This is a genomic window from Caulobacter sp. FG7 (genome assembly GCF_057808875.1).
On sequence record NZ_JBMDIW010000018.1, the window covers coordinates 98,263 to 121,140 of the forward strand.

At 69.8% G+C, this 22,878-nt stretch carries 19 protein-coding genes and 1 pseudogene; 9 read left to right on the forward strand and 11 right to left on the reverse strand.

Annotation, left to right across the window (positions count from 1 at the left end; genetic code table 11):
• Window positions 1–12: 12 nt before the first annotated feature.
• The 4 genes and pseudogenes from ACODR1_RS16040 to ACODR1_RS16055 all read left to right on the forward strand — a co-directional run.
• Complete coding sequence (locus ACODR1_RS16040) at window positions 13–1,347, forward strand: MFS transporter (protein ID WP_488881341.1); 1,335 nt, start codon at window positions 13–15, stop codon at window positions 1,345–1,347.
• Window positions 1,348–1,354: 7 nt separating this feature from the next.
• Complete coding sequence (gene maiA / locus ACODR1_RS16045; RefSeq protein ID WP_488881342.1) at window positions 1,355–1,984, forward strand: maleylacetoacetate isomerase; 630 nt, start codon at window positions 1,355–1,357, stop codon at window positions 1,982–1,984.
• A 63-nt stretch (window positions 1,985–2,047) separates the two neighbouring features.
• Window positions 2,048–3,517 carry an alginate export family protein gene (locus ACODR1_RS16050; protein WP_488881343.1) on the forward strand — a complete coding sequence of 490 codons (1,470 nt, stop codon included), beginning with the start codon at window positions 2,048–2,050 and terminating at the stop codon, window positions 3,515–3,517.
• A pseudogene (locus ACODR1_RS16055) lies at window positions 3,514–3,683 on the forward strand (hypothetical protein); the annotation flags it as partial. The gene ACODR1_RS16050 and the pseudogene ACODR1_RS16055, both read left to right, overlap by 4 nt.
• An 81-nt stretch (window positions 3,684–3,764) precedes the next feature.
• Here the strand turns inward: ACODR1_RS16055 and gltA are convergent.
• Both gltA and gltX read right to left on the reverse strand, forming a co-directional pair.
• Window positions 3,765–5,045 carry a citrate synthase gene (gene gltA / locus ACODR1_RS16060; protein WP_101717855.1) on the reverse strand — a complete coding sequence of 427 codons (1,281 nt, stop codon included), beginning with the start codon at window positions 5,043–5,045 and terminating at the stop codon, window positions 3,765–3,767.
• A gap of 67 nt (window positions 5,046–5,112) precedes the next feature.
• Complete coding sequence (gene gltX, locus ACODR1_RS16065) at window positions 5,113–6,534, reverse strand: glutamate--tRNA ligase (protein WP_488881344.1); 1,422 nt, start codon at window positions 6,532–6,534, stop codon at window positions 5,113–5,115.
• A 175-nt stretch (window positions 6,535–6,709) separates the two neighbouring features.
• Between gltX and ACODR1_RS16070 the strand changes: the two genes are divergently transcribed.
• Window positions 6,710–8,770, forward strand: a complete 2,061-nt coding sequence (locus ACODR1_RS16070) for a ComEC/Rec2 family competence protein (RefSeq protein ID WP_488881345.1) — start codon at window positions 6,710–6,712, stop codon at window positions 8,768–8,770.
• Window positions 8,771–8,825: 55 nt separating this feature from the next.
• Complete coding sequence (locus ACODR1_RS16075; protein WP_488881346.1) at window positions 8,826–9,572, forward strand: isocitrate lyase/PEP mutase family protein; 747 nt, start codon at window positions 8,826–8,828, stop codon at window positions 9,570–9,572.
• Between the two features lie 151 nt (window positions 9,573–9,723).
• On the opposite strand, the gene ACODR1_RS16080 is transcribed toward ACODR1_RS16075, so the two are convergent.
• The 7 genes from ACODR1_RS16080 to ACODR1_RS16110 all read right to left on the reverse strand — a co-directional run bounded on the left by ACODR1_RS16080 (window position 9,724) and on the right by ACODR1_RS16110 (window position 15,682).
• Entirely contained in the window at window positions 9,724–10,647 is a 924-nt protein-coding gene (locus ACODR1_RS16080) for a family 43 glycosylhydrolase (RefSeq protein ID WP_488881347.1), read from the reverse strand.
• A 103-nt stretch (window positions 10,648–10,750) separates the two neighbouring features.
• Window positions 10,751–11,131: a hypothetical protein gene (locus ACODR1_RS16085; RefSeq protein ID WP_488881348.1), complete on the reverse strand. Its 381-nt coding sequence runs from the start codon at window positions 11,129–11,131 to the stop codon at window positions 10,751–10,753.
• A gap of 116 nt (window positions 11,132–11,247) precedes the next feature.
• Window positions 11,248–11,955 (reverse strand): transcriptional repressor LexA, encoded by a 708-nt coding sequence (gene lexA, locus ACODR1_RS16090; RefSeq protein WP_101717861.1) that lies wholly within the window; start codon window positions 11,953–11,955, stop codon window positions 11,248–11,250.
• A 305-nt stretch (window positions 11,956–12,260) separates the two neighbouring features.
• Window positions 12,261–13,046 (reverse strand): signal peptidase I, encoded by a 786-nt coding sequence (lepB, locus tag ACODR1_RS16095; RefSeq protein ID WP_488881349.1) that lies wholly within the window; start codon window positions 13,044–13,046, stop codon window positions 12,261–12,263.
• A gap of 211 nt (window positions 13,047–13,257) precedes the next feature.
• A complete protein-coding gene (gene trpC, locus ACODR1_RS16100; RefSeq protein ID WP_488881350.1) occupies window positions 13,258–14,046 on the reverse strand; it encodes an indole-3-glycerol phosphate synthase TrpC in 789 nt (262 codons plus the stop codon).
• On the reverse strand, window positions 14,043–15,071 hold the full coding sequence (gene trpD / locus ACODR1_RS16105; RefSeq protein WP_488881351.1) for an anthranilate phosphoribosyltransferase: 1,029 nt from the start codon (window positions 15,069–15,071) through the stop codon (window positions 14,043–14,045). Before trpD ends, trpC begins: the two co-directional genes overlap by 4 nt.
• A gap of 14 nt (window positions 15,072–15,085) precedes the next feature.
• The gene (locus ACODR1_RS16110) at window positions 15,086–15,682 is read right to left on the reverse strand and encodes an anthranilate synthase component II (protein WP_101717865.1); all 597 of its coding nucleotides are present in this window, start codon (window positions 15,680–15,682) and stop codon (window positions 15,086–15,088) included.
• Window positions 15,683–15,831: 149 nt separating this feature from the next.
• On the opposite strand from ACODR1_RS16110, the gene ACODR1_RS16115 reads away from it, so the two are divergent.
• Both ACODR1_RS16115 and ACODR1_RS16120 read left to right on the forward strand, forming a co-directional pair.
• Window positions 15,832–16,038, forward strand: coding sequence for a hypothetical protein (locus tag ACODR1_RS16115; protein ID WP_164467391.1), 207 nt, complete (start codon window positions 15,832–15,834; stop codon window positions 16,036–16,038).
• Window positions 16,039–16,143: 105 nt separating this feature from the next.
• Complete coding sequence (locus tag ACODR1_RS16120; protein WP_488881352.1) at window positions 16,144–18,180, forward strand: multicopper oxidase family protein; 2,037 nt, start codon at window positions 16,144–16,146, stop codon at window positions 18,178–18,180.
• 55 nt (window positions 18,181–18,235) lie between these two features.
• Here the strand turns inward: ACODR1_RS16120 and trpE are convergent, their stop codons facing one another.
• Both trpE and ACODR1_RS16130 read right to left on the reverse strand, forming a co-directional pair.
• Window positions 18,236–19,771: an anthranilate synthase component I gene (gene trpE / locus ACODR1_RS16125; protein ID WP_488881353.1), complete on the reverse strand. Its 1,536-nt coding sequence runs from the start codon at window positions 19,769–19,771 to the stop codon at window positions 18,236–18,238.
• Window positions 19,768–21,738 (reverse strand): peptidylprolyl isomerase, encoded by a 1,971-nt coding sequence (locus ACODR1_RS16130; protein WP_488881354.1) that lies wholly within the window; start codon window positions 21,736–21,738, stop codon window positions 19,768–19,770. The genes trpE and ACODR1_RS16130 overlap by 4 nt, the downstream gene beginning before the upstream one ends.
• A gap of 166 nt (window positions 21,739–21,904) precedes the next feature.
• On the opposite strand from ACODR1_RS16130, the gene tpiA reads away from it, so the two are divergent.
• A complete protein-coding gene (tpiA, locus tag ACODR1_RS16135; RefSeq protein WP_488881355.1) occupies window positions 21,905–22,666 on the forward strand; it encodes a triose-phosphate isomerase in 762 nt (253 codons plus the stop codon).
• The last annotated feature ends 212 nt before the right edge of the window (window positions 22,667–22,878 follow it).

Below are 22,878 nucleotides of genomic sequence, written 5' to 3' on the forward strand. Positions count from 1 at the left end.
GAGGAAACGACAATGGCTACTCTTGAAGCGACGGCGGGCAACGCCGTCGTCGACCGGGCGAAGTTCGGTTCGCTGCAGTTCGGCGTCACCGCCCTCTGCGCCGTCATCGCCATGCTCGACGGGTTCGACACGCAAGCCATCGCGTATGTCGCCCCACGCATCGCCGAGGACTGGGGCCTGACCCCGGCCGCCTTCGGCCCGATCTTCGCCGTGGGCCTCCTGGGCCTGACCGTCGGCGCCTTCCTGCTCAGCCCCGCCGCCGACAAGTTCGGCCGCAAGACCATCATCCTGATCTCGACCGTGATCTTCGGCCTGTTCGCGCTGCTGACGGCGACGTCGGGCACGATGAACGAGCTTCTGATGTACCGCTTCCTCACGGGCATCGGCCTGGGCGCGGCCATGCCCAACATCATCGCCCTGACCAGCGAGTATGCGCCCGAGCGCCTGCGCGCCACGCTGGTGACGGTGATGTTCTGCGGCTTCCCGCTGGGCTCGACCCTCGGCGGCGTGCTGTCGACCGGCCTGATCGACCAGTTCGGCTGGCACTCGGTGTTCGTGGTCGGCGGCGTGCTGCCGCTGCTGCTGGTGCCGGTGCTGATGGCCCTGCTGCCGGAGTCGGTGCGTTTCCTGGTCGCCAAGGGCGCGCCCGAGAGCAAGATCGCCCCGATCGTCCGCCGCATCGATCCCGCCGCCTCGACCGCCGAGTTCGTCTCGCACCTGCGCAGCGAGCAGGCCGAGGCCCCCAAGGGCTTCTCGGTCGCCCAGCTGTTCACGCAAGGGCGCGCGCCGGTCACGGGCCTGCTGTGGGTGGCGTTCTTCATGAACCTGCTCGTCATGTATTTCCTGGTGAACTGGCTGCCGACCCTGCTGAAGGGCGCGGGCCTGCCGCTGTCGATGGCCATCCTGTCGACCGCCACCCTGAACCTCGGCGGCGTGGTCGGCGCCATCGCCCTGGGCCGCTTGATCGACCGCTTCAGCCCCTACGTCGTGCTGGGCGCGGCCTATGCCGCCTCGGCGGCCTTCATCGCCGTGATCGCCCTGGGCGGCACGCACCTGACCACGCTTCTGGTCGGGGCCGCGCTGTCGGGCTTCGGCGTCGTCGGCGCCCAGATCGGCTGCAACGCCCTGGCCGCGTCGGTCTATCCCACGGCCATCCGCGCCACCGGCGTGGGCTGGGCCCTGGGCGTCGGCCGCGTCGGCGCCATCGTCGGCCCGCTCGTGGGCGGCGCGCTCCTCGCCAACAAGTGGGCCCCCGGTTCGATCATCCTGACCGCCGTGGTTCCCGCCCTCATCGCCTCGCTCGCCGTCTTCATTCTCGGCGGCGTGCGCAAGAAGTCCGGAGTCTGACACCACCATGATCCTGCACGGCTATTTTCGTTCGACCGCGTCGTGGCGCGTGCGGATCGCCCTGGGCCTCAAGGGCCTCGCCACCGACCAGGTGTTCCACCACCTGCGTCGGGGCGAGCAGCGGGCGCCGGACTATCTGGCGATCAACCCGCAGGGCCTGCTGCCGGCCCTGGCCCTCGACGACGGCCGGGTGCTGACCCAGTCCCTGGCCATCGTCGAATATCTCGACGAGACCCATCCCGAGCCGCCGCTGCTGCCGTCCGACCCGTTCGCCAAGGCCCAGGTCCGGGCGCTCGCCCAGGCCATCGCCTGCGACATCCACCCGGTGCAGAACCTGAAGGTGCTGGCCCGCCTGCGTGACCTCGGCCTCGACGAGCCCGCCGTCCAGGGCTGGGCGGCCGGGGTGATCGAGGAAGGCCTCGACGCGGTCGACAAGCTGCTGGCCGGCCGCTCTGGCCGCTTCGCCTTCGGCGACGCGCCGGGCCTGGCCGACCTGGTGCTCGTGCCGCAGCTGGGCAACGCCCGACGCTTCGGCGTTCCCCTGCGCTGGAGCCGCCTGACCGACATCGAGGCCGCCTGCCTGGAGCTTGACGCCTTCAAGTCCGCCGTCCCGTCGGCCCAGCCCGACGCCGAATAAACCCATCCCCTAAAGCCAAGAACCAAAGAGCGCGGAGCCAACCGCGCCCTCTGGAGGAAACCCATGCTGCTGACCACCGTGGCCGCGGCCGCCTTGCTTGCGCCCGTAGCCGACGCCCCGATCGCCACCCAGGCCCCAAGCCAAGCGGCCGACCGGGTCGTCCCGATCCCCGCCCAGAACGCCCCGTCGCCCGGCAATGTGCCGCCGCCGGCCGTGACCAAGGCGCCCGCCTTCAAGCTGATCAATCACGACGAGGACTGGAGCTACCTGGCCGACCCGGCCAAGCGCGCCACCCCCTGGTCGAAGCTGAAATACATCCCCGTCGGCGAGACCAGCTATCTCAGCCTCGGCGGCGAGTTCCGCCTGCGCCTGGAAGACCGCGGCAACGAGCGCTTCGGCCGCGGCGCCCAGGACGAGGACGGCAACGCCCAGACCCGCACCCGCCTGTGGGCCGACCTGCACGTGGGATCGCGCCTGCGCGCCTTCGTCGACGTGCAGGACGCCCGCAGCATCGATCTCGACAGCGGCGAGCCGCCGATCGAGGTCAGCCGCTGGGACCTGCACCAGGCCTTCCTGGAAGCCAACGCCGAGGTCGGCGACGCCAAGGTCCGCCTGCGCGTCGGCCGCCAGGAACTGGGCCTGGGCGCCTATCGCCTGTTCGACATGCGCGAGGGCGCCAACAGCCGCACCTCGTTCGACATGGCCCGCGTGCTGGTCGACCGCAAAAGCGGCTGGAGCGGCGGCGCCTTCTACGGCTACGCCCTGCGCGAGGCCAAGACCTCGTGGGACGACGCCACCAACTTCGACTACCGCCTGGCCGGCGTCACCGCCTCGCGCACGCTGGGGCAGGGACCGACGGCGCCCAAGCTGGAACTGCTCTACGTCAACAGCGACAAGCGCGGCGCGGTCTATGACAGCGTCACCGGCGGCCGCGATCGCCGCGGCTCCTATTCGGCGCGCCTGGCCGGTCGCTACGGCCAATGGGACTACGACCTGGAGGGCGTCTACCAGGACGGCACGTACCGCGATCTCGACGTCTCGGCTTGGTACGTCTCGGCCATGGGCGGCTACACCTTCAAGGCGCCGTGGTCGCCGCGCCTGGGCCTGCGCCTGGAGGCCGCTTCCGGCGACAAGGATCGCAATGACGGCAAGCTGAACTCGTACGCCCAGATGTTCCCGCAGCCGATCTCGCTGCGCACCGACTTTGGCATCACCAACATGGTGGCGATCCAGCCGCAGCTGACCTTCAAGCCTGCGCCCAAGCTGACCGCCGGCCTGCAGGTGGCGGGGCTGTGGCGCCAGAGCGACGAGGACGGCCTCTACGGCCTGGGCGGCCAGGTGCTGCGCGGCGGTCTTGAAGGCACGGCCCACTATGTCGGCTGGCGTCAGGCCGCCTTCGCCAGCTACGCGGTCTCGCCGTTCGTGACGGTGACCGGCATCGTCAACCACACCACCTCGGGCACGTTCCTCAAGCAGACCGGCATGGCCGACGACCAGACCTATGCGGGCCTGATCGTGGGCTTGAGGTTCTGAAGACAACTCCTCCCCGTGAAACGGGGGAGGGGGACCACCCCCGGGTCGCGCGAAGCGCGCGCCCGAGGACAGGCTCCGCGGTGGAGGGAGGCGGGACTGGGCGCTGAGCTCTGTCACTTGCCCCCTCCGCCACGCTGCGTATCCGCAGCGCGCCACCTCCCCCCTTTTCACGGGGAGGAGCTAGATCCCACAAACAAAAAGGCCCCGGTTTCCCGGGGCCTTTTCATTTCCGAAGCCGGAAAAGCGCTTAGCCGCGCTTTTCGACGTCGATGTAGTCGCGCTGGGTCGAGCCCGTGTAGAGCTGACGCGGACGACCGATCTTGCGGGTCGGATCCTCGAACATTTCCTTCCACTGGCTGATCCAGCCGACGGTGCGGGCCAGGGCGAACAGCACGGTGAACATGTTGGTCGGGAAGCCCATCGCGCGCAGGGTGATGCCCGAGTAGAAGTCGATGTTCGGGTACAGCTTGCGCTCGATGAAGAACGGATCGCTCAGCGCGATCTTTTCCAGCTCCATGGCCACTTCCAGCAGCGGGTCGTTGATGCCCAGCTGGCCGAGGACCTCGTGGCAGGTCTTCTGCATGACCTTCGCGCGCGGGTCGAAGTTCTTGTAAACGCGGTGGCCGAAGCCCATCAGCTTGTGCTTGCGCGCCTTCACGCCCTCGATGAACTCGGGGATCTTGTCGACCGTGCCGATCTGCTCGAGCATCTCCAGGGCTTCCTGGTTGGCGCCGCCGTGCGACGGGCCCCACAGGCAGGCGATGCCGGCGGCGATGCAGGCGAACGGGTGAGCGCCCGACGAACCGGCCAGACGGACGGTCGAGGTCGAGGCGTTCTGCTCGTGGTCGGCGTGCAGGATGAAGATGCGGTCCATGGCGCGGGTCAGGACCGGGTTCGGCTTCCAGTCCTCGGCCGGGACCGAGAAGCACATGCGCAGGAAGTTTTCCGAGTACGACAGGTCGTTGCGCGGCGACACGAACGGCTGGCCGATCGTGTATTTGTAGGCGCGGGCGGCGATCGTCGGCATCTTGGCGATCAGGCGATGGGCGCTGATCTCACGCTCGCGGGCGTCGTCGACGTTCATGCTGTCGGCGTAGAAGGCCGACAGGGCGCCCACGGCGCCGGTCATGACGGCCATCGGGTGGGCGTCGCGACGGAAGCCTTCGAAGAACCGGTCGAACTGCGCGTGCAGCATCGTGTGATAGGTGATGTTGTTCTCGAACTTGGCCAGTTCGGCGGCCGTCGGCAGTTCGCCGTTCAGCAGCAGGTGGCAGACTTCGAGGAACGACGACTTCTCGGCGAGCTGGTCGATCGGATAACCGCGGTGCAGCAAAACGCCGGCGTCACCGTCGATATAGGTGATCTTGCTCTCGCACGAGGCGGTCGAGGTGAAGCCCGGGTCGAAGGTGAAATGGTCGCTTTCGCCGTAGACCTTTCGGATGTCCAGAACGTCCGGACCCGTGCTGCCCTTGAGGATCGGCAGCTCGTAGCTCTTGTCGCCGATCGTCAGCGTGGCTTTGTCGGTCATGCGAGAGACCCTTTCAATAGTGGTACGATCAGTCCAGTTTTGCATTTCGCGGGTGCGTTATAGCGCCTCATGCGCGCGACGCCAGCGCATCGTCAAGCCGGCCGAGAGACTCGTCTCGTCCCAGGGCCGCCATGATCTTGTTCAGGTCAGGCGCCTGGGCCCCGCCGGTGAGGATCCCACGCAGCGGCGGACCGAACTTTCCAAAGCCTACGGCCTCGGATTCAGCAAACGATTTCAACAGCGCCTCGAGTTCCGCGACGCCCCACACCGGGGCGGCCGCGAGATGTTCACGAAGTCGTGCGAGGCGCGCGACCGTTTCCTCGGAAAGCTGCTTGGCGGTTTTTTCCTCGAGCGCCAGCGGGCGCACCTTCAGCGCGAAGGCCACGTGCTCGCCCAACTCCAGGATGGTCTTGGCGCCTTCCTTGACCTGCGGAACGGTCGAGGCGATGCGCGCCTCGGCGTCGGCCGGCAGGTCGGTCCCGGCGGCCTTGAGGGCCTTCAGGGTCAGGGCGGTCAGGCGCGCGTCGTCGGCCTGGCGCAGGTGCTGGCTGTTGATGAAGTTCAGCTTGGCCCAGTCCAGGCGGGCGGGGGCCTTGACCACGTCCTTGACGTCGAACCACGCGATGGCCTGGGCGTCGTTGAACACCTCGTCGTCGCCGTGGCCCCAGCCCAGGCGGGCGAGGTAGTTGCGCAGGCCCTCGGGGATGTAGCCCATGTCGGCGAACTCGCCGACGGCCTGCGCCCCGTGACGCTTGCTGAGCTTGGCGCCGTCCGGGCCGTGGATCAGCGGGATGTGGGCGAACGACGGCACGTTCCATTCCATGGCCTGGTAGATCAGGCTCTGGCGGGCGGCGTTGTTCAGGTGGTCGTCGCCGCGGATGACGTGGGTCACGCCCATGTCGTGGTCGTCGACCACCACGGCCAGATTGTAGGTCGGCGCGCCGTCGTTGCGCAGCAGCACCAGGTCGTCGAGCTCGATGTTGCGGAAGGTCACCGGGCCCTTGACCATGTCGTCGACCAGGGTCTCGCCTTCCAGCGGGCCCTTGAAGCGGATGACGTGCGGCGCCGAGGGATCGGCCGGCGGCGGGGCGTCGCGCCAGGGCGAGCGGATGGCGCGGCCTTCGGCGCGGGCCTTCTCGCGGGCGGCTTCCAGCTCCTCTACGGTCATCCAGCAGCGATAGGCGCGGCCCTTGGCCAGCAGTTCCTGCACCACTTCGCGGTGACGGTCGGCGCGGCTGTATTGGAAGATCGGTTCCTCGTCCGACTTCAGGCCCAGCCAGTCCAGGCCCTCGAAGATCGCGGCGACGGCCGCGTCGGTCGAACGCTCGCGGTCGGTGTCCTCGACGCGAATAAGGAACTTCCCTCCCGTATGGCGTGCATATAACCAGTTGAACAGCGCCGTACGGGCGCCGCCGATATGCAGGAAGCCGGTCGGCGACGGGGCGAAGCGGGTGACGACGCCGCTGGGGGCGGGGGAGGAACTGGACATAGGCTTCGAAGCTGACGGTCTGGAGGCCGCGGGGGCGGCGGGAGGCCCGACGGCGCGCGACGCACGCGCCAGCCGTTGGGCGGCGCGTCTTAGCACGGCCGTTCGAAGGTGTCCTAGTCCCGCAACCTTTGTCACACAACTGATCGACGAGGCGCGCGCCAACGCAGCCCGCTGGATGCTGTGGAGCCCGGTGGCCTTCGCGCTGGGTGCGGCGGCCTATCTGGGGCTGAGGATCGAGCCCAGCTGGTCGCTGCTGGCCCTCGTGGCTCTGGCGCTGGGCGTCCTGGCGGTCTGGAGCCGGGGCTGGACGCGCTGGAGCGGCCTGGCCGTGCCGCTGACCCTCATGGCCTTCGCCGCCGCCGGGGCCCTGGCCGGCAAGGTCCGCTGCGACCGGGTCGCCGCGCCGGTGATGCCCGTCGAGCGCGGCGTGCGGGTGGTCGACGGATTCGTCGTCGACGTGGTCTCGCCCGGCACGGCGGGGCCGCGCCTGCTGATCGCGCCGGCATCGATCTCGCGCCTGGCGCCGGCCGCCACCCCGACTCGCATCCGCGTCAGCCTGCCGGAGGGGATGGAAGCCCCGCCGCCGGGATCGGCCTTGCGCCTGCGGGCCATGCTGTCGGCGCCGCCGCCGCCGGCCGCGCCCGGCTCCCACGACTTTGCCCGCGACGCCTGGTTCAACGGCATCGGCGGCGTCGGCTTCACGGTGGGCGAGATCGAGGACGCCGTACTCGATCCGCCGCCCTGGCGGCTGCGCCTTGCGATGGCCGTCAACGCCATGCGCTGGAGCCTCGCCTCGCGCATCGTCGAGCGCCTGGGCCCCGACAGCGGCGGCATCGCCGCGGCCATGGTCACCGGTCACGAGGCCTGGGTGACGGCCGAGCAGACCGAGGCCATGCGCGCCTCGGGCCTGGCGCACATCCTCTCCATCTCCGGTCTGCACATGGCCATCGTCGGCGGCTTCGTGTTCGCGGCCGTCCGGCTGCTGGTGGCCGCCTGGCCGTGGGCGGCGCTGCGCTTTCCGGGCAAGAAGATCGCCGCCTTGGCGGGCCTCGCAGCGGTCGGGGCCTATCTGGTCGTCTCCGGCGCGCCGCCGCCGGCCCTGCGCGCGGCGATCACGGCGGGCGTGGCCTTCCTGGCCATCCTCGCCGACCGCCAGGCCGTCAGCCTGCACGGCCTGGCTTTGGCGGCCCTGATCATCCTCGTCGCCCAGCCCGAGCAGGCCGGCGCGGCCGGCTTCCAGATGTCGTTCGCCGCCACCGCCGCTCTTGTGGCGCTCGCGGAAGCCTGGCCGCGCCAGCCGCGCGAGATCTCGGTGCCATGGCCCATCCGCTTCACGCAGGGCGCCCTGGCCTGGCTGGCCATCAGCGTCGGCGCCAGTTTCGTCGCGGGCCTGGCCACCGGTCCCTTCGCCATGCAGCACTTCAACCGCGTGGCCATCTGGGGCCTGCCGGCCAACCTGGTGGTCTCGCCGCTGTCGTCCTTCGTGATCATGCCGTTCCTGGCGGTGGGCACCGCGCTGGAGCCGCTGGGCCTGGGCGGACCGTTCCTGGCCGTGGCCGGTTGGGGCATCGAGGCCATGACCGCCGTCGCCCGCTGGTTCGCCGGCGCCCACGGCGCCCAGCAGACCGTGTCCAGCGCCCCGGGCTTCACCCTGGTGCTGTCGTTCCTGGGGATCATGCTGCTGTGCCTCTGGAAGGGCCGCCTGCGCTGGCTGGGCGCGCCGCTGTTCCTGGCGGTGGCCCTGTGGCCACGCCCGGCTACGCCCGACCTCTGGATCGCCGCCGACGGGACCACGGCCGTTGCGCGCAGAGGCGGAGAAGCGGTGCTGCTGCGCCCCGACGCCCGCCGCTTCGGGGCAGAGCTCTGGGCCCGCCGCCGGGGCCTGGCGCCCATCGACGGCGGCGGCTTCGACTGCGACCGCGTCTCGTGCCGGCCGGGGCAGGGCGCGCCGGTGGCCGCCAGCCTGTCCTGGACCCGCCGTACGCCCGACCACGACGCCCTGCAGCGGCTCTGCGCCGGCGCCGAGGTGGTCGTCCTGCGCGGTCCGCGCCCGGCTCTCATGCCGCCCGCCTGCCGCGACGCCGTCGTGCTGGCGGGCGAGGATTTCGTCGCCGGCGGGGCCGCCGAGCTCTGGCGCAGGCGCGACGGCTGGTGGATCGTCTGGACCACGCCCGGTCGTGGCCAACGGCCATGGACGCAGGCTGCTGACACGATTGCGCAAGAACCGGGCGGATGATGCCGCGCCGCCGCGGCTATCTGGCGGCGACGACTCGTTTGGAGATCCAAGGCCGATGACCGACGCCACCTTCGCCGCCCGCCGCGCCGCCTTCCGCGCCCTGCATCAGGACGGCTTCTTCGTGCTGCCCAACCCGTGGGACGCCGGCGGCGCGGTTCGCCTGCAGAAGCTCGGCTTCAAGGCCCTGGCCTCGACCAGCGCCGGCATGGCCTGGTCCTGGGGGCGCGCGGACGGCGAGGTGACGGTCGACGAGGTGATCGAGCACCTGGCCCTGCTGGTCGCCGCCACCGACCTGCCGGTCAACGCCGACTTCGAGGCCGGGTTTGCGAACAGCGCCGAAGGCGTCGCCGCCAACGTCGCCCGCGCGGTCGAGACCGGCGTGGCGGGCCTCTCCATGGAGGATCGCGTCGGCGCGGACCTCCATCCGCTCGACACCGCCGTGCAGCGCCTGGCCGCTGCCCGCGCCGCCATCGACGCCTCGGACCAGGACGTCATGCTGGTGGGCCGCACCGAGGGCTTCCTGATCGGCCGCGACGACCTCGCACCGACCATCGAGCGGCTCGCGGCCTATGCCGAAGCCGGCGCCGACTGCCTCTATGCGCCCGGCGTGACCAAGTACGACGACATCGCCGCCATCGTCGCGGCCGTGGCGCCCAAGCCGGTCAATGTGCTGCTGTGGGGACCGGACATGAAGCTCGCCGACCTGCCGGGCCTGGGCGTGCGCCGCGCCAGCACCGGGGCGGCCCTGGCCGCGGAGGCTTGGGCAGGCTTCGAGACGGCGGCCAAGGCCCTGGTGCTCTAGGCGCGACCGACATTCAGGATCTGAGACGAAAACCTCGTCCTTCGACGGGCTCAGGATGAGGTTTTTCCAACAGCCGGGCCTGTAGGTGATCCTCCCCCTGAGCTTGTCGAAGGGGAGGGATCACGCCCAGAACTCCGATCTCGATGCCGCCCTAAGGCCGCTTGATCGGCAGGATCGCGCCGTCCTCGCCATAGCTCAGCGGCGACAGGGTGATCGAGCGCCGATGGTCGCCGCCGCCGGGCAGCAGCTTGTCGTGATAGAAGAACCACCATCGGCCGTCGCGCTCGATGATGGCCTGGTGGTTGGTCGAGATCGGCAGGTAGTCGAGGATCACCCCGCGATAGGCGTAGGGCCCCATCGGCGACCTGGCGGTCGCATAGACGATCTGGCCCGGCCAGCCGGTCGAGAAGCTGAAATAGTAGAGGCCGCCCCGTTTGTGCAGGAACGGCGCCTCGCCGTACTTCTTCTTCGGGTCGTTCGCCGGATAGCCGGTGACCACGAGGTTCTCGATCGGTCCGGCCAGCGAGGCCATGTCGGCGCCCAGCCGCACGATCTTGGGCACGCGGGTGCCAAACAGCATGTAGGCCTGGCCGTCGTCGTCGATCAGCACCTGCGGGTCGATCGGCTCGTCGCCCGCATTGGCGTCGCGGGCCTTGTCGACCAGAGGCGCGCCGATGGCGTCCTTGAACGGGCCCTGCGGTCGGTCGGCCACGGCCACGCCGATCTTGTCGCCGCCTACGGGTGCGTAGAAATAGAACTTGCCGCCGCGCTCGACCGCGCCCGGCGCCCAGGCCTTGGCGTCGGGCCTGGCCCAGTTGAACACCGTGACGTCCAGGAACGCCCCGTCGTCGCTCCAGGTCTTCAGGTCCTTGGAGCTGTAGAGCCGCCAGGACGTCGAGTCCCAGTATTTGCCCGAGTTCGAGGCGTCGTCGGTGGCGTAGACATAGACCGTGTCGCCGAACACGTGCGGCGAGGGATCGGCGCTGAACCGCTGGGTGATCGGCTGGGCGGCGGCGCTGAGGCCAAGCGCAAGGCAGAGGGCCGCGCTTAGGGATGCGATGGGCGCGTGGGACATGAATGCTCCTCCGATCGACCGATGGCGCGGCGCGTCTTGCATGACACGCCGCACGGCCTTGGGTCTGGAGTAGCAGCTTCGATTAACTCAGACAAATATGCGTTCAGCGCGCCGTGACGCGCATCGAGCCGCTGCGGGTGACCTTGAAGCTGAGCGAAACGCGCAAGCTTCGGCCCTCGGTAGGTGCGCCGCTGCGGGTGGCCACGTCCGTCCGGGCGTCAGCCAGCAGTTTCAGCGTCGCCTGGTCGAAGCCGTAGTCGGCGGCTTCCACGGCCTCGATGCGGCAGCCGACCAGGGCGCCGGCGGCCACGCGGCAGAGGGCCGTCGTCTGCGCCGACACGCCGGCGCGCATGGCGCGGTCGGGATAGTAGCCCGTGAAGGGCCAGCGCCCCCTGTGCAGCCCGACCTCGGCGAGGGTGAGGACCGGTTCGCCGGCCGGCGGTGCGACGGCGGCGGCCTGCACGGCCAGCAGCAGGAACATCATGGCTGTCTCCCCCTAGCGATCAGGCTGGGAGCCTTAAGGCCCGCCCCAGACGCAAGCAAGGCGCGAGCATCCTTCGACACCCGCGCCTCGCGCGTCTTGCCGGCCAGGGGCCGCTGTCAGTGATAGCGGCGGATCAGGCCCACCAGCTTGCCCTGCACCTCGACCTGGTCGGGGCCGAAGATGCGGGTCTCGTACTTCGGGTTGGCCGCTTCCAGGGCGATTGAGCCGCCCTTCTTGCGCAGGCGCTTGAGCGTGGCTTCCTCGCCGACCAAAGCAACGACGATCTCGCCGCTGTTGGCCGTGTCGCCCTTGCGGATGATCACGTAGTCGCCGTCGAGGATGCCGGCCTCGATCATCGAGTCGCCCTGCACCTCGAGGACGTAGTGCTCGCCGCCGCCCAGCATGGTCTCGGGCACCGGCAGGCGGTCGCGCTCGTGCTGGATGGCGTCGATCGGCGTACCGGCGGCGATGCGGCCCAGGATCGGCAGTTCGCGGCTGGTGTCGGGGATCGGCGGAAGCGGGGCAGGGGCCGACGGGGCGGGACCGCCGCCTTCCAGCACCTGCGGGCGGAACGCGCCGCGGCCCTTGGGCGGGGCGGCCGTGGTCGCCTGCTGCGGCAGCTTCACCACCTCCAGAGCCCGGGCCCGGTGGGCCAGGCGACGGATGAAGCCGCGCTCTTCCAGGGCCGTGATCAGCCGGTGGATGCCCGACTTCGACGCCAGGTCCAGGGCCTCCTTCATCTCGTCGAAGGAGGGGGAGACGCCGGTCTCCTTGATCCGTTCGTGGATGAACATCAGCAGCTCGTGCTGCTTGCGGGTGAGCATGACGGCCTCGCAAGTCGTCGCGGAACAAACCGCAAACCTTGCGAATGTTCTCTAGGTGTTCTTGGTTAAGGTCAAGTGAATTGCAGCGACCGGCGTTCTTTGAAATCGCATTCGTGCGCAATGTCAGAAAGGGTTTCCTAAGTGACTGATTTCACGTCGATTGCTGGCGTCGTCCTGATGCGGATGGGAGCGGGGTGCAACCCAGGACAAGCGCGGATTTTCCGTGAACGCGGTGATCGGGCGACCCGGGCGCTGGCGGGAATCCGGCCGCCGAAACACCGATTCCCGCCGTCCGGCGATCGATTCTAGAGGCGCTGGAACGACCGATTCCACCGCGGGCCGGCGCCGGCCTCCCACGAGAACAGCACCATGTCGGCGCGGCCGACCAGGTTCTCGAACGGCACGAAACCCATGCCGATCTCCGCCGGCAGATGCGCGTCCACGGCCGGGTTCCAGGCGCAGCGGGCTTCGCCCGCCGGGATCGGACCCGGATCGAAGCGGCTGTCGAGCGAGTTGTCGCGATTGTCGCCCATCACGAAGTAGCAGCCCTCGGGCACGCGATAGGCTGCGGTGTTGCCGGCCGCCGTGCGCGGGCCGTAGCTGTTGATCAGGTGGGTCTTGCCGCCGGGCAGGGTCTCGGCGAAGCGCTCGGCCGGCAGCACGCCGAAAGGCGTTTCCTCGATCCGCGTCCCCAGCGGACGCTGGTCGACGGGCGTTCCGTTGATGCGCAGCACCCCGTCTACCACCTGCAGCTCGTCGCCGGGCAAGCCGATCAGCCGCTTGATGACGTCGGTGCGACCGTCGCCCGGCTTCTTGAACACCACCACGTCGCCGCGCGCCGGCTCGCGGCCCATCAGCCGGCCGTGGCCGACCGCGGGGCTCAGCGGGGCCGAATGGCGGCTCCAGCCATAGGCGAACTTGTTGACCAGGATGTAGTCGCCGACCAGCAGGGTCGGCTCCATCGAGGCCGACGGGATCGTGAAGGGCTGGCACAGCACCGTGCGCGGCACGAGCACGATGGCGGCCGTCACCGCCAGCGTCCTGGCCCACTCAAGCACATGCGCGCGGACGGAAGTCTTGCCGGCGGTCATGCGAAAGCCCCTCGATGTCGAACACCGAGGGGCATTGAGAAGCGCGAGCTTGGCCGAAACGTGGCCGAGCGTCGTTATTTGAAGAGGGGCGGCTCAGCGGCGAAAACCTCGTCCTTCGACAGGCTCAGGATGAGGTTTCTCTCGCATCGACGTCCGCCATGGTCCTCATCCTGAGCTTGTCGAAGGACGAGGGCCACGCGCCAAGCTCAGGCTACCCGATCAGCTCGCGCGTCGCCGCCGTGACGTCGGCCTGGCGCATCAGGCTTTCGCCCACCAGCATGGCCTTGGCGCCCGTCGCCTCCATCCGCACGACGTCGGCGTGGGTGAAGAGGCCGCTTTCCGTGACCAGCAGCGAACCCGCCGGCGCCAGCTTCGACAGCCGCTCGGTCACCGCCAGGTCGACGACGAAGCTCTTCAGGTCGCGGTTGTTGACCCCGAACAGCGTCGCGCCCAGCTTGCCGGCGCGCTCGGTCTCGGCTTCGTCGTGCACCTCGACCAGGGCGTCCATCCCCAAGCGCGCGGCCTCGGTCATCAGTTCGCCGGCGAGATGGTCGTCGATCATCGCCAGGATCACCAGTATGGCGTCGGCGCCCAGGGCGCGGCTCTCGGCCACCTGCCAGGGATCGACCAGGAAATCCTTGCGGATGCAGGGCAGGGCGGTCGCCGCCCGGGCGGCCACCAGATACTCGTCGGCGCCCTGGAAGCTCGGACCGTCCGTCAGCACCGAAAGACAGGCCGCGCCGCCGTCCTCGTAGGCCTTGGCCAGCACCGGCGGATCGAAGTCGGCGCGGATCAGGCCCTTCGAAGGCGAGGCCTTCTTGATCTCGGCGATCAAGGCGAGCTTGCCCGGCGCGTGCTTGGCTTCCAGCGCCGCCTTGAAGCCGCGCGGCGCCGAGGCGGTCTTGGCGGCGGCCTCGACGTCGCCTTGCGAGCGCGCGGCTTTGCGGCCGGCGACGTCCTCGCGCTTGTAGTCGGCGATCTTGGCGAGAATGTCGGTCATGCGGTCAGGGCTTCAGCGTTGGTGGCGGCCACGAGGCCGGCGAGGGCGGCCTTGGCGCGGCCGTCGTCGAGCACGGCCCCGGCCAGTTCCACGCCCTCGCGCAGGGTCTCGACCTTGTCGGCCACCAGGAAGGCGGCGGCGGCGTTGAGCAGCACGATGTCGCGATAGGCGCCGGTCTCGCCGTCGAGCAGGCGGGTCAGGGCCGCGGCGTTGAAGGCGGGGTCGCCGCCGGTGATCTCGGCCAGCGAGGCGCGCTGCAGGCCCACGGCCTCCGGCGTGATGGTGAAGAGGCGCATCGCCCCCTCGCGCCATTCGGCCACCTCGGTCTCGCCGGTGATGGTCAGCTCGTCCATGCCGCCGCCGTGCACCGACCAGGCGCGCTCGGCGCCCAGGGCCCCCAGGGCGCGGGCGATCGGCTCGACGAAGCGCGGAGCCGAGACGCCGACCACCTGGCGCTTGGCGCCGGCCGGATTGGTCAGCGGGCCCAAGAGGTTGAAGATGGTGCGGAAGCCCAGCTGCTGGCGGATCGGCGCCACGTGCTTCATCGCCCCGTGGTGCGACTGGGCGAACAGGAAGCAGATGCCGGCGCTGTCCAGCGCGGCGCGCTGTTGGGCAAGGCTCGCGTCGATGTTGACGCCCAGGGCCGCCAGCACGTCGGCGGTGCCCGACTTGGAGGTCACCGCGCGGTTGCCGTGCTTGGCCACCTTCAGGCCCCCGCCGGCGGCGACGAAGCCGACCGCAGTCGAGATGTTCAGGGTGTGCAGGCCGTCGCCCCCGGTGCCGCAGACGTCGACCACGTCATACGGATGCTCCAGGTGCACGGCGGCGCGGCGCATGGCGCGGGCGCAGGCGGCGATCTCGCCCACGGTCTCGCCGCGCAGGCGCATGGCGGTCACCGCCGCGGCCACCTGGGCCGGTGTCGGCTCGCCGCGCAGGCAGGCGCTGAAGAAGACCTCGGCGTCGTCTTCCGAAAGGGTCTGGCCGTCGGCCAGCTTGGCCAGCAGGGGCTTGAATGCGTCGGACATGGTCTTGTCCCGCCCTAGACCCAGATCTGGGCGTCGCGGCGCACGCCGGCCAGGTCGAGGAAATTGGCCAGCAGCTGGTGGCCGCCCTCGGTGGCGATGGATTCGGGGTGGAACTGCACGCCGTGGACGGGGCGGGTCTTGTGCTGCACGCCCATGATCTCGCCGTCGGCGGTCCAGGCGGTGACTTCCAGTTCCTCGGGCAGGTTCTCGCGGCGCACCGCCAGGCTGTGATAGCGCGTGGCGGTGAAGGGGTCGGGCAGGTCCTTGAAGATGCCCTTGTTGGCGTGGCGGATCGGGCTGGTCTTGCCGTGCATGACCTCCTTGGCCCGGATCACCTCGCCGCCGTAAGCCTGGCCGATGGCCTGGTGGCCCAGGCACACGCCCAGGATCGCCAGGTCGTCGGGGGCGCCGCGCAGCAGCGGCAGGCAGATGCCGGCCTGGTCGGGGGCCTTGGGGCCCGGCGACAGCAGCACCGCCTGCGGCTTCAGGCCCAGCGCCTCCTGCACCGTCAGATCGTCGTTGCGATGGACGACCGTCTCGGCCCCCAGCTCGTTCAGGTAATGAACGAGGTTGTAGGTGAAGCTGTCGTAGTTATCGATGACCAGGATCATGACGCCGCCTTTCGAGCCTCGCTTCTAGTCCGGTCGGGGGCGGCGCGTCATCCCTTTACGGAAAGAGTTTTTCTGGGAAAGCGCCCAGCGGCGAAGCGCCGCGCCGCAGATCCGTTGCCACCGGGGCGCGAAGAGGCGAAATTTCCCGCATGTCCGTCGCTGATTCCGCCATCGACACCGCCGCCATCGCCTACGCCCGCGCGCTGCTTCGCACGCCGCGTCGGCGCCAGAAGATGCTGCCGGTGTTGCTGGCCGCAGCCTTCGCCGCGGTGGCCGCGGTCAGCTTCGCGACGGTGATGGTCCTGGCGCCGCCCCTGACCACCCAGCACCTGCCCAAGGAACGCCTCGGCGACTGATCGGCGCACAGCGCTCAAAATGAGTTCCCAGGGTTGTAGTTTCAACTTGAACGACTCTGGCGTCGCTCTCACCCTCCGGCGATTTTCGGACGCAGGGGGTGCTTCATGCGAAAACTCGGATTGCTGGGCGGCGCGGCTGTCGCCCTGGGCTTCATGGCGGGCGCGGCGGCGGCCCAGGACGCGCCGTTCTCCGACCCGCCGGTCCTGACCACCGTGGCGCCGGGCGCGGCCACGCCCGAGGAGCGGCCGGAGATGTTCGGCGAGCTGCCCGCGCCGCCGCCTTCGGGCGACGAGGTCGTGGCCCGCCTCGACGTGGTGCTGCTGCCGTCCAAGATCTGGAACGCCAACAGCGGCATGACCGACGACGTGGAGCTGCGGGCCTATCGCGACGCCCTGCATCCTGCCGAGCCCGGACGCCCCTATGTGGCGCCGACCCTGGTCTCGCGTCCCGGCCAGACTGTGCGGGTCAAGATCCGCAACCAGCTGCCGGCCGAAGCGAACTGCCCTGGCCACCCCTCGGACATCAACGTCCCGCACTGCTTCAACACCACCAACCTGCACAGCCACGGCCTGTGGGTCAGCCCGGCCGGCATCAGCGACAACGTGCTGCGCCAGCTGCCGCCCAATCCCGACTTCACCTACGAGTACGAGTATAACATCCCCGGCGACCATCCGGCCGGCACCTTCTGGTATCACCCGCACGTCCACGGCTCGACGGCGATCCAGGTGGCCAGCGGCCTGGCCGGCGCGCTGGTGATCAAGGGCGACCGCCTGCCGCGCGTCGACGCGGCGACCAAGGCCGTGATCCCCGGCGACGTCGACCTTCTGCTGCGCAAGGCGCCCGACCACATCTTCGTGCTGCAGCAGATCCAGTACGCCTGCCGCGACGCCGACGGCAAGGTGAAGACCAATGCCGACGGCACCTGGCGCTGCGACGCGGGCCAGGTCGGCAAGCTCGACGGCTACGACCTGTTCGGCGGTCCGCGCTGGAAGAATTCGGGCCGCTTCACCACGGTCAACGGCGCCACGGTCGACGTGCTGGAGCAGAAGGCCGTGGCCGGCGCGCCCGAGCGCTGGCGCTTCGTCCACGGCGGCGTCGCCGACACCGTCAAGGTCTCGATCCGCAAGCGCATCGGCAAGAAGTCGCTGGAGGCCATCGCCAAGGCCGGCGCCATCTCGCAGGACGCCCTGATCGCCAAGGAATGCGCGCCTTCCAGCCAGGCCATCGCCCAGTTCGAGATCGCCGCCGACGGCCTGACCCGCGAGGCGGTGCAGGAGCGGACCTCGACGGTGCTGCAGCCCGGCTATCGCAGCGACATCCTGGTCAGCTTCCCGGAGGCGGGCTCCTACTGCGTGATCGACGAGCAGGTCGACGTGAAGAAGGACGCCATCGAGGGCAGCTCGGATCGTCGCCAGCTGCTGTTCCTCGTCGATGTCACCGGGGCCCCCAAGGGCGGCACGTCGCGCGACCAGGTCAAGACGCTGCTGGTCGAGGCCGCCCGCAACCTGCCGATCACCGATCCGGCCCTGGCCGAAAGCGTCGTGGCCGGCCTGGAGCGCGACCTGTCGCTGGCCGCCTTCAAGCCCCACGCCAGCCTGCTGGCGGCCAAGCCCGACCACGACCAGCCGCTGATCTTCTCGCTGAGCGTCGAGCCCACCAAGCCGGGCGAGAAGAAGGGTCCTGGCCTTGGCCGCACCAAGGAGACGATGCGGCGGTTCGATCCCAATGACTTCTCGCGAACCCTGGTGCTGGGCGACACCGACCGCTGGACGCTGGAGACAGCCGATGTCGGCCACCCGTTCCACATCCACGTCAATCCGTTCGAGATCGAGTCGGTGATCGACGCCACCGGGGCTGATCTCACCCAGCAGGCCGGCTCGCAGTATTTCGGCATGAAGGGCGTCTTCAAGGACACCGTCTTCGTCGAGCCGGGCGTGAAGGTGAACGTGCGCACCCACTACGAGCGCTACATCGGCGACTTCGTGCTGCACTGCCACATCCTCAACCACGAGGACGCCGGCATGATGGAGATGGTCCGCATCGCCGACCGGGGTCCCGACGGCAAGCCGATGGCCCTGGGTCATGGCCTCACCGACGCCGTGGGCCCCGAAGGCGCGGCCCGGCCGCACACGGGCCACTGAACGACAAAGGGGCGGCCGATCGGCCGCCCCTTCTTCTTTTCCGCTGCTGGCGGCTTCAGGCGAAGCGCCAGGCTTCCTCGGCGGCGCGCTTGAGGGCGCGGGACTTGTGCAGGGTCTCGTCGTACTCGGCGTCCGGGTCGCTGTCGGCCACCACGCCGCCGCCGGCCTGGACGTACATCATGCCGTCCTTGACCAGGGCCGTGCGCAGCACGATGCAGGTGTCCACCGAGCCGTCGGCGCCGATGTAGCCCACCGCGCCGGCGTAGCCGATGCCGCGCTTTTCGACTTCCAGCTCGTCGATGATCTCCATCGCCCGAACCTTGGGCGCGCCCGACAGCGTGCCGGCGGGCAGGGCCGCCATCAGCACGTCGACCGGATCGACGTTGGTGGGCGCGTCGCCCTCGACGTTCGAGACGATGTGCATCACGTGGCTGTAGCGCTCGATCGTGAAGCTGTCGGTGACCCGCACATTGGCGTGCTTGCCGGCCTTGGGCTTCTCGTTCGAACCGGCCTGGCCCAGCATGGCCACGCGGCCCACGTCGTTGCGGCCCAGATCCAGCAGCATCAGGTGCTCGGACCGTTCCTTCGGGTCGGCCAGCAGTTCCTTTTCCAGCGCCAGGTCTTCTTCCGGCGTGGCGCCGCGGGGGCGGGTGCCGGCGATCGGGCGGATGGTGATCTTGCCGTCGCGCAGCCGCACCAGGATCTCGGGGCTGGAGCCGACCAGGTTGAAGCCGTCCAGGTCCAGGAAGAACAGGAACGGCGACGGGTTGGTCCGGCGCAGCGAGCGGTACAGCGCGAACGCGTCCAGGCCGAAGGGCGCGCGGAAGCGGTGGCTGGGCACCACCTGGAAGATGTCGCCGGCCCGGATGTATTCCTTGGCCTTCTCCACGACCTCCCGATAGTCCTCGCGGCTGACCGGGGTAGTGAACTCCATCGGCCCCTGGGGGGCGCGGGGCGCGTCGTGGGCCAGCGGACGGCGCAGGTCCGCCATCACCGTCTCGATGCGCTCGCGGGCCGCCGCATAGGCCTCCCTGGCCGACACGCCGGGCGCCGGGCGCGCGGTCGTCGTCAGGATGATCTCCTGGGCGATGGCGTCGAACACCGCCACGATCGACGGGCGGGTCATGATGCCGTCGGGCAGGCCCAGGCTGTCGGGATTGATGTCCGGCAGCTTCTCGACCAGGCGCACGGTGTCATAGCCCAGCGCGCCGAAGATTCCCGCCGCCATCGGCGGCAGGCCGGCCGGCAGCTCCATCTTCGACTGGGCGATCAGGTCGCGCAGGCTGTCCAGCGCGCCGCCGTCCAGGGCTTCGAACTTGCCGGCGGCGATGTCGTCGTCGCGGGCGATCTCGGCCTTGTCGCCGCGGCAGCGCCAGACGACGTCCGGCTTCATGGCCACGATCGAATAGCGGCCGCGCCAGGCGCCGCCCTCGACGCTCTCGAACAGGAAGGCGTAGGGCCGGCCGTGGCCGATCTTCAGATAGGCCGAGACCGGGGTCTCCAGGTCGTCGATCAGCCGCGTCCAGACCAGCTGCGGGAGGCCGGCGTCGTAGCCGGCCGCGAAGGCGTCGAAGCCGGGCTCCAGGCTCATTGAGCCGCGGCCTTCTTGGCGCCGCCCTTGGCCGCGCCGTCCTTCTCGGCCTTGGCCAGCGCCTCGGTGTCGACGCCGATCGCCTGGCGGGCCAGGTTCAGGTTCAGCTTCGGCTTCAGCTTGTCGCGGGCGGCCGTGCGGCCGGCCTGACCGATGTCGCGCATGTAGGCCATGCTGGTCTGCGGGCGCATGGTCTCGGTGGCGCGGGCGATCTCGGCGTTGTCGCCGGCGCGGACGGCGTCGATGCGGCCGACCACGTAGCCGACCTGCGGGGCGCGGGCGGCGAAGACCTCGCCGGGCTTGGCGTTGAACGAGGCGATCAGCAGGTCGCGGCCGAGGGCCTGGTGCTGCTGGGCGTTCTCGCGCGACAGGCCCGAAACCTTCATCACCTTGGCGTTGGCCGAGGCGGCGACGGCTTCCATCGATTCGCCCTTGCGGACGCGGACGGCCAGTTCGTCGGCCTTGGCCTTCAGGCGCTTGACCAGCTCGTTGATCATCCACTGCTGGGCCAGCGGCCCGCGGACCTCGGCCAGCGGGGGCAGGGCGGCCTTGTTCACCTTCTCGACGCGGACGGCGAAGTATTCGCCCTTGCCGGCTTCGATCAGGTCGCTTTCACCGCCGGCCGGCAGGGCGAAGGCGGCCTTCAGCACGTCCGGGGTCAGGCCCGCGGCCGGCTGACCGCCGAGGTCCGTGCCCTGGGCGGTCAGCGGAGCGGTCGTGACCACCAGGGCGCCGGCCTTGCCGGCGGCGTCGACGACGTTGGCGCCGCCGTCGCGGGCGTCCTGGAAGGCCTGGGTCTGGTCATAGGCCTTGGACTGGGCGGCCTGGACGCGCAGGTCGGCTTCGATCTGCGGGCGGGCGGCTTCCAGCGAGGCGGCCTTGGCGGCGTTGATCTTCAGCACCTTGACGACCGACTGGCCCAGCTCGCCGGCGATCGGCGCGCTGACCTGGCCTTCGCCCAGGGTGAAGGCGGCGTCGGCGACCTTGCGGTCGGGCAGGGCGGTCTTGGGCTTGTCGAGGATCGTCACCGGCTGCTTGCCGTAGGCCTTGGCCACGTCGGCCGGAGCCTCGCCCTTGCGCAGGCGGTCGGCGATGGCGGCGGCGGCCTTGGCGTCCGGGGCGACGATCTGCACCAGCGAACGGGTTTCGGGCTGGGCCAGGGTGTCCTTGCGGAAGTCGAAGGTCTTCTGCACCTCGGCCGGGTCGACGGTCACCGACGGCTCCAGGGCCTTGGCGCTGAAGCGCACGACCGACAGGACGCGGGTCTCGGGCAGGGTCAGGCGGGCGGCGTTCTCGGTCATGAACGCCTGCAGCTGGGCGTCGGTCGGGGCGGCCGGCTGCGCGACGCTGGTGGGATTGATGGCGAAGGCCGAAAGCTCGCGGCTTTCCAGGCCGTAGACCGCCTGCAGGGCCGAATAGATGCGCGGCGTGCGCAGGCCGTTGGCGACGCTGGCGTAGAACTGCGACTGGGCGATCTCGTCGCGCAGCGAGGCCTCGTAGCCGGCCGGGGTCATGCCGTTCTCGGCCAGCAGGCGCTGGTACATCTGCTTGTCGAACTTGCCGGTCACCGGGTCGAACGGACGCGTGCCGGGCGGCAGCTGGCTCAGCTGCTTGTGCAGCGTCTCGCCGACCAGGGTCTCGGACGGGCGCACGCCCATCTTCTTGATCAGCTCGGCCATCGATTCCTGCAGCGCCAGCTCCTGCAGCATGCCGCGGTCGACGCCGCGCTGGACGGCCTCGTCCGGCGTCAGGGTCTGGCCCTGCTGCTGCAGCTGGTTGCGGTAGTTGTCGAAGCGCGCCTTGAAGTCCTCGGGCGAAACCGAGCGCGAACCGACCTCGATCACCTTGTTGGTGCTGGGGCGGCTGAAGACGTCGCTGATCCCGAAGATCGCGAAGCTGACGATCAGCAGGGCGAACAGGACGATCGCGAAGGGCGATCTGGCGAAAGAGCGAAAGCCGGCGAGCATGACGTTTGAAACTACCTTCTTCGATTCCGCCCAATTGCGTGCGCGTGGGCGACCGCCCTGGGGCGACGCATCCGATGCGAGCAAGCGGGTATAGTAGAGGCCAAGGTGCGTGAGCAAGCCGAAGCGGACTTGACTTACCAAGGGAGCGCGTCCCCAAAGCCTCCTCATGACCGTTTCTCTTACGACGCCCCGGCCGTTGATCGCCGGGAACTGGAAGATGTTCGGCCTTGAGGCTTCGCTCGACGAGGCCAGAGCCGTGGCCGCCGCGGTGGCGCAAACCCCGCCCGCGGCGCGTGTCGCCATCTGTCCGCCCGCCACCTTGCTGCACCGCATGTCCGAGGCGCTTTCGGGCGAGTCGGTGATCGTCGGCGGCCAGGACTGCCACGCCGCGCCGCAAGGGGCCTACACCGGCGACATCTCCGCGCCGATGCTGGCCGACGCCGGCGCGACGCTGGTGATTCTCGGTCACTCCGAGCGTCGGGGCAGCTATGACGAGACCTGCGAGGAAGTGTCGGCCAAGGTGCTGGCCGCCCTGGCCGCCGGTCTCGAGCCGGTGATCTGCCTGGGCGAGACCCTGGCCCAGCGCGAGGCCGGCCAGGCCGAACCGATCGTTACCGGCCAGGCCCGCGACTCGCTGCCCGACGACCTGGCCGGCCAGGCCTTCGCCGTCGCCTACGAGCCGGTGTGGGCCATCGGCACGGGCCTGACCCCGACCATCGCCGACATCGGCGCCATCCACGCGGCGATCCGGGCCGTGCTGGTCGAGCGCTTCGGCGACCACGGCGCCGGCGTGCCGATTCTCTACGGCGGCTCGGTGAAGCCCGAGAACGCCGCCGAGATCCTGGCCACGCCGGAAGTCGGCGGCGCCCTGGTCGGCGGCGCCTCGCTGAAGGCCAAGGACTTCCTGGCCATCATCGCGGCGGCTTGAGGGCTGGGTCTCACGCATGGGGACTAGGAACCTCCCCCCACAGGGGGAGGTCCTGGTTATGGGGATAGAGCAGCGTCCATCCCCGGCGTTCGCCGAAAAGAGTTCCACGAACTCAACGCCTTAAGGCTTTCTCACGCTCGTCGATCAGACGCGCTCAAACCCGCCGTACACTCTACCTGTCTCGCCGCACCGAAGGGGCGCACGGCCAGCGA

Coding starts and splice junctions, on each gene's coding strand:
- lepB (WP_488881349.1), bottom strand. CDS start 13,046: ATGACCGCCGGCAAGACTTCCGTCCGCGCGCATGTGCTTGAGTGGGCC.
- trpD (WP_488881351.1), bottom strand. CDS start 15,071: ATGTCCGACGCATTCAAGCCCCTGCTGGCCAAGCTGGCCGACGGCCAG.
- ACODR1_RS16115 (WP_164467391.1), top strand. CDS start 15,832: ATGTCCGTCGCTGATTCCGCCATCGACACCGCCGCCATCGCCTACGCC.
- ACODR1_RS16050 (WP_488881343.1), top strand. CDS start 2,048: ATGCTGCTGACCACCGTGGCCGCGGCCGCCTTGCTTGCGCCCGTAGCC.
- trpE (WP_488881353.1), bottom strand. CDS start 19,771: ATGAGCCTGGAGCCCGGCTTCGACGCCTTCGCGGCCGGCTACGACGCC.
- ACODR1_RS16075 (WP_488881346.1), top strand. CDS start 8,826: ATGACCGACGCCACCTTCGCCGCCCGCCGCGCCGCCTTCCGCGCCCTG.
- gltA (WP_101717855.1), bottom strand. CDS start 5,045: ATGACCGACAAAGCCACGCTGACGATCGGCGACAAGAGCTACGAGCTG.
- tpiA (WP_488881355.1), top strand. CDS start 21,905: ATGACCGTTTCTCTTACGACGCCCCGGCCGTTGATCGCCGGGAACTGG.
- trpC (WP_488881350.1), bottom strand. CDS start 14,046: ATGACCGACATTCTCGCCAAGATCGCCGACTACAAGCGCGAGGACGTC.
- ACODR1_RS16130 (WP_488881354.1), bottom strand. CDS start 21,738: ATGCTCGCCGGCTTTCGCTCTTTCGCCAGATCGCCCTTCGCGATCGTC.
- lexA (WP_101717861.1), bottom strand. CDS start 11,955: ATGCTCACCCGCAAGCAGCACGAGCTGCTGATGTTCATCCACGAACGG.
- gltX (WP_488881344.1), bottom strand. CDS start 6,534: ATGTCCAGTTCCTCCCCCGCCCCCAGCGGCGTCGTCACCCGCTTCGCC.
- ACODR1_RS16070 (WP_488881345.1), top strand. CDS start 6,710: ATGCTGTGGAGCCCGGTGGCCTTCGCGCTGGGTGCGGCGGCCTATCTG.
- maiA (WP_488881342.1), top strand. CDS start 1,355: ATGATCCTGCACGGCTATTTTCGTTCGACCGCGTCGTGGCGCGTGCGG.
- ACODR1_RS16120 (WP_488881352.1), top strand. CDS start 16,144: ATGCGAAAACTCGGATTGCTGGGCGGCGCGGCTGTCGCCCTGGGCTTC.
- ACODR1_RS16085 (WP_488881348.1), bottom strand. CDS start 11,131: ATGATGTTCCTGCTGCTGGCCGTGCAGGCCGCCGCCGTCGCACCGCCG.
- ACODR1_RS16040 (WP_488881341.1), top strand. CDS start 13: ATGGCTACTCTTGAAGCGACGGCGGGCAACGCCGTCGTCGACCGGGCG.
- ACODR1_RS16110 (WP_101717865.1), bottom strand. CDS start 15,682: ATGATCCTGGTCATCGATAACTACGACAGCTTCACCTACAACCTCGTT.
- ACODR1_RS16080 (WP_488881347.1), bottom strand. CDS start 10,647: ATGTCCCACGCGCCCATCGCATCCCTAAGCGCGGCCCTCTGCCTTGCG.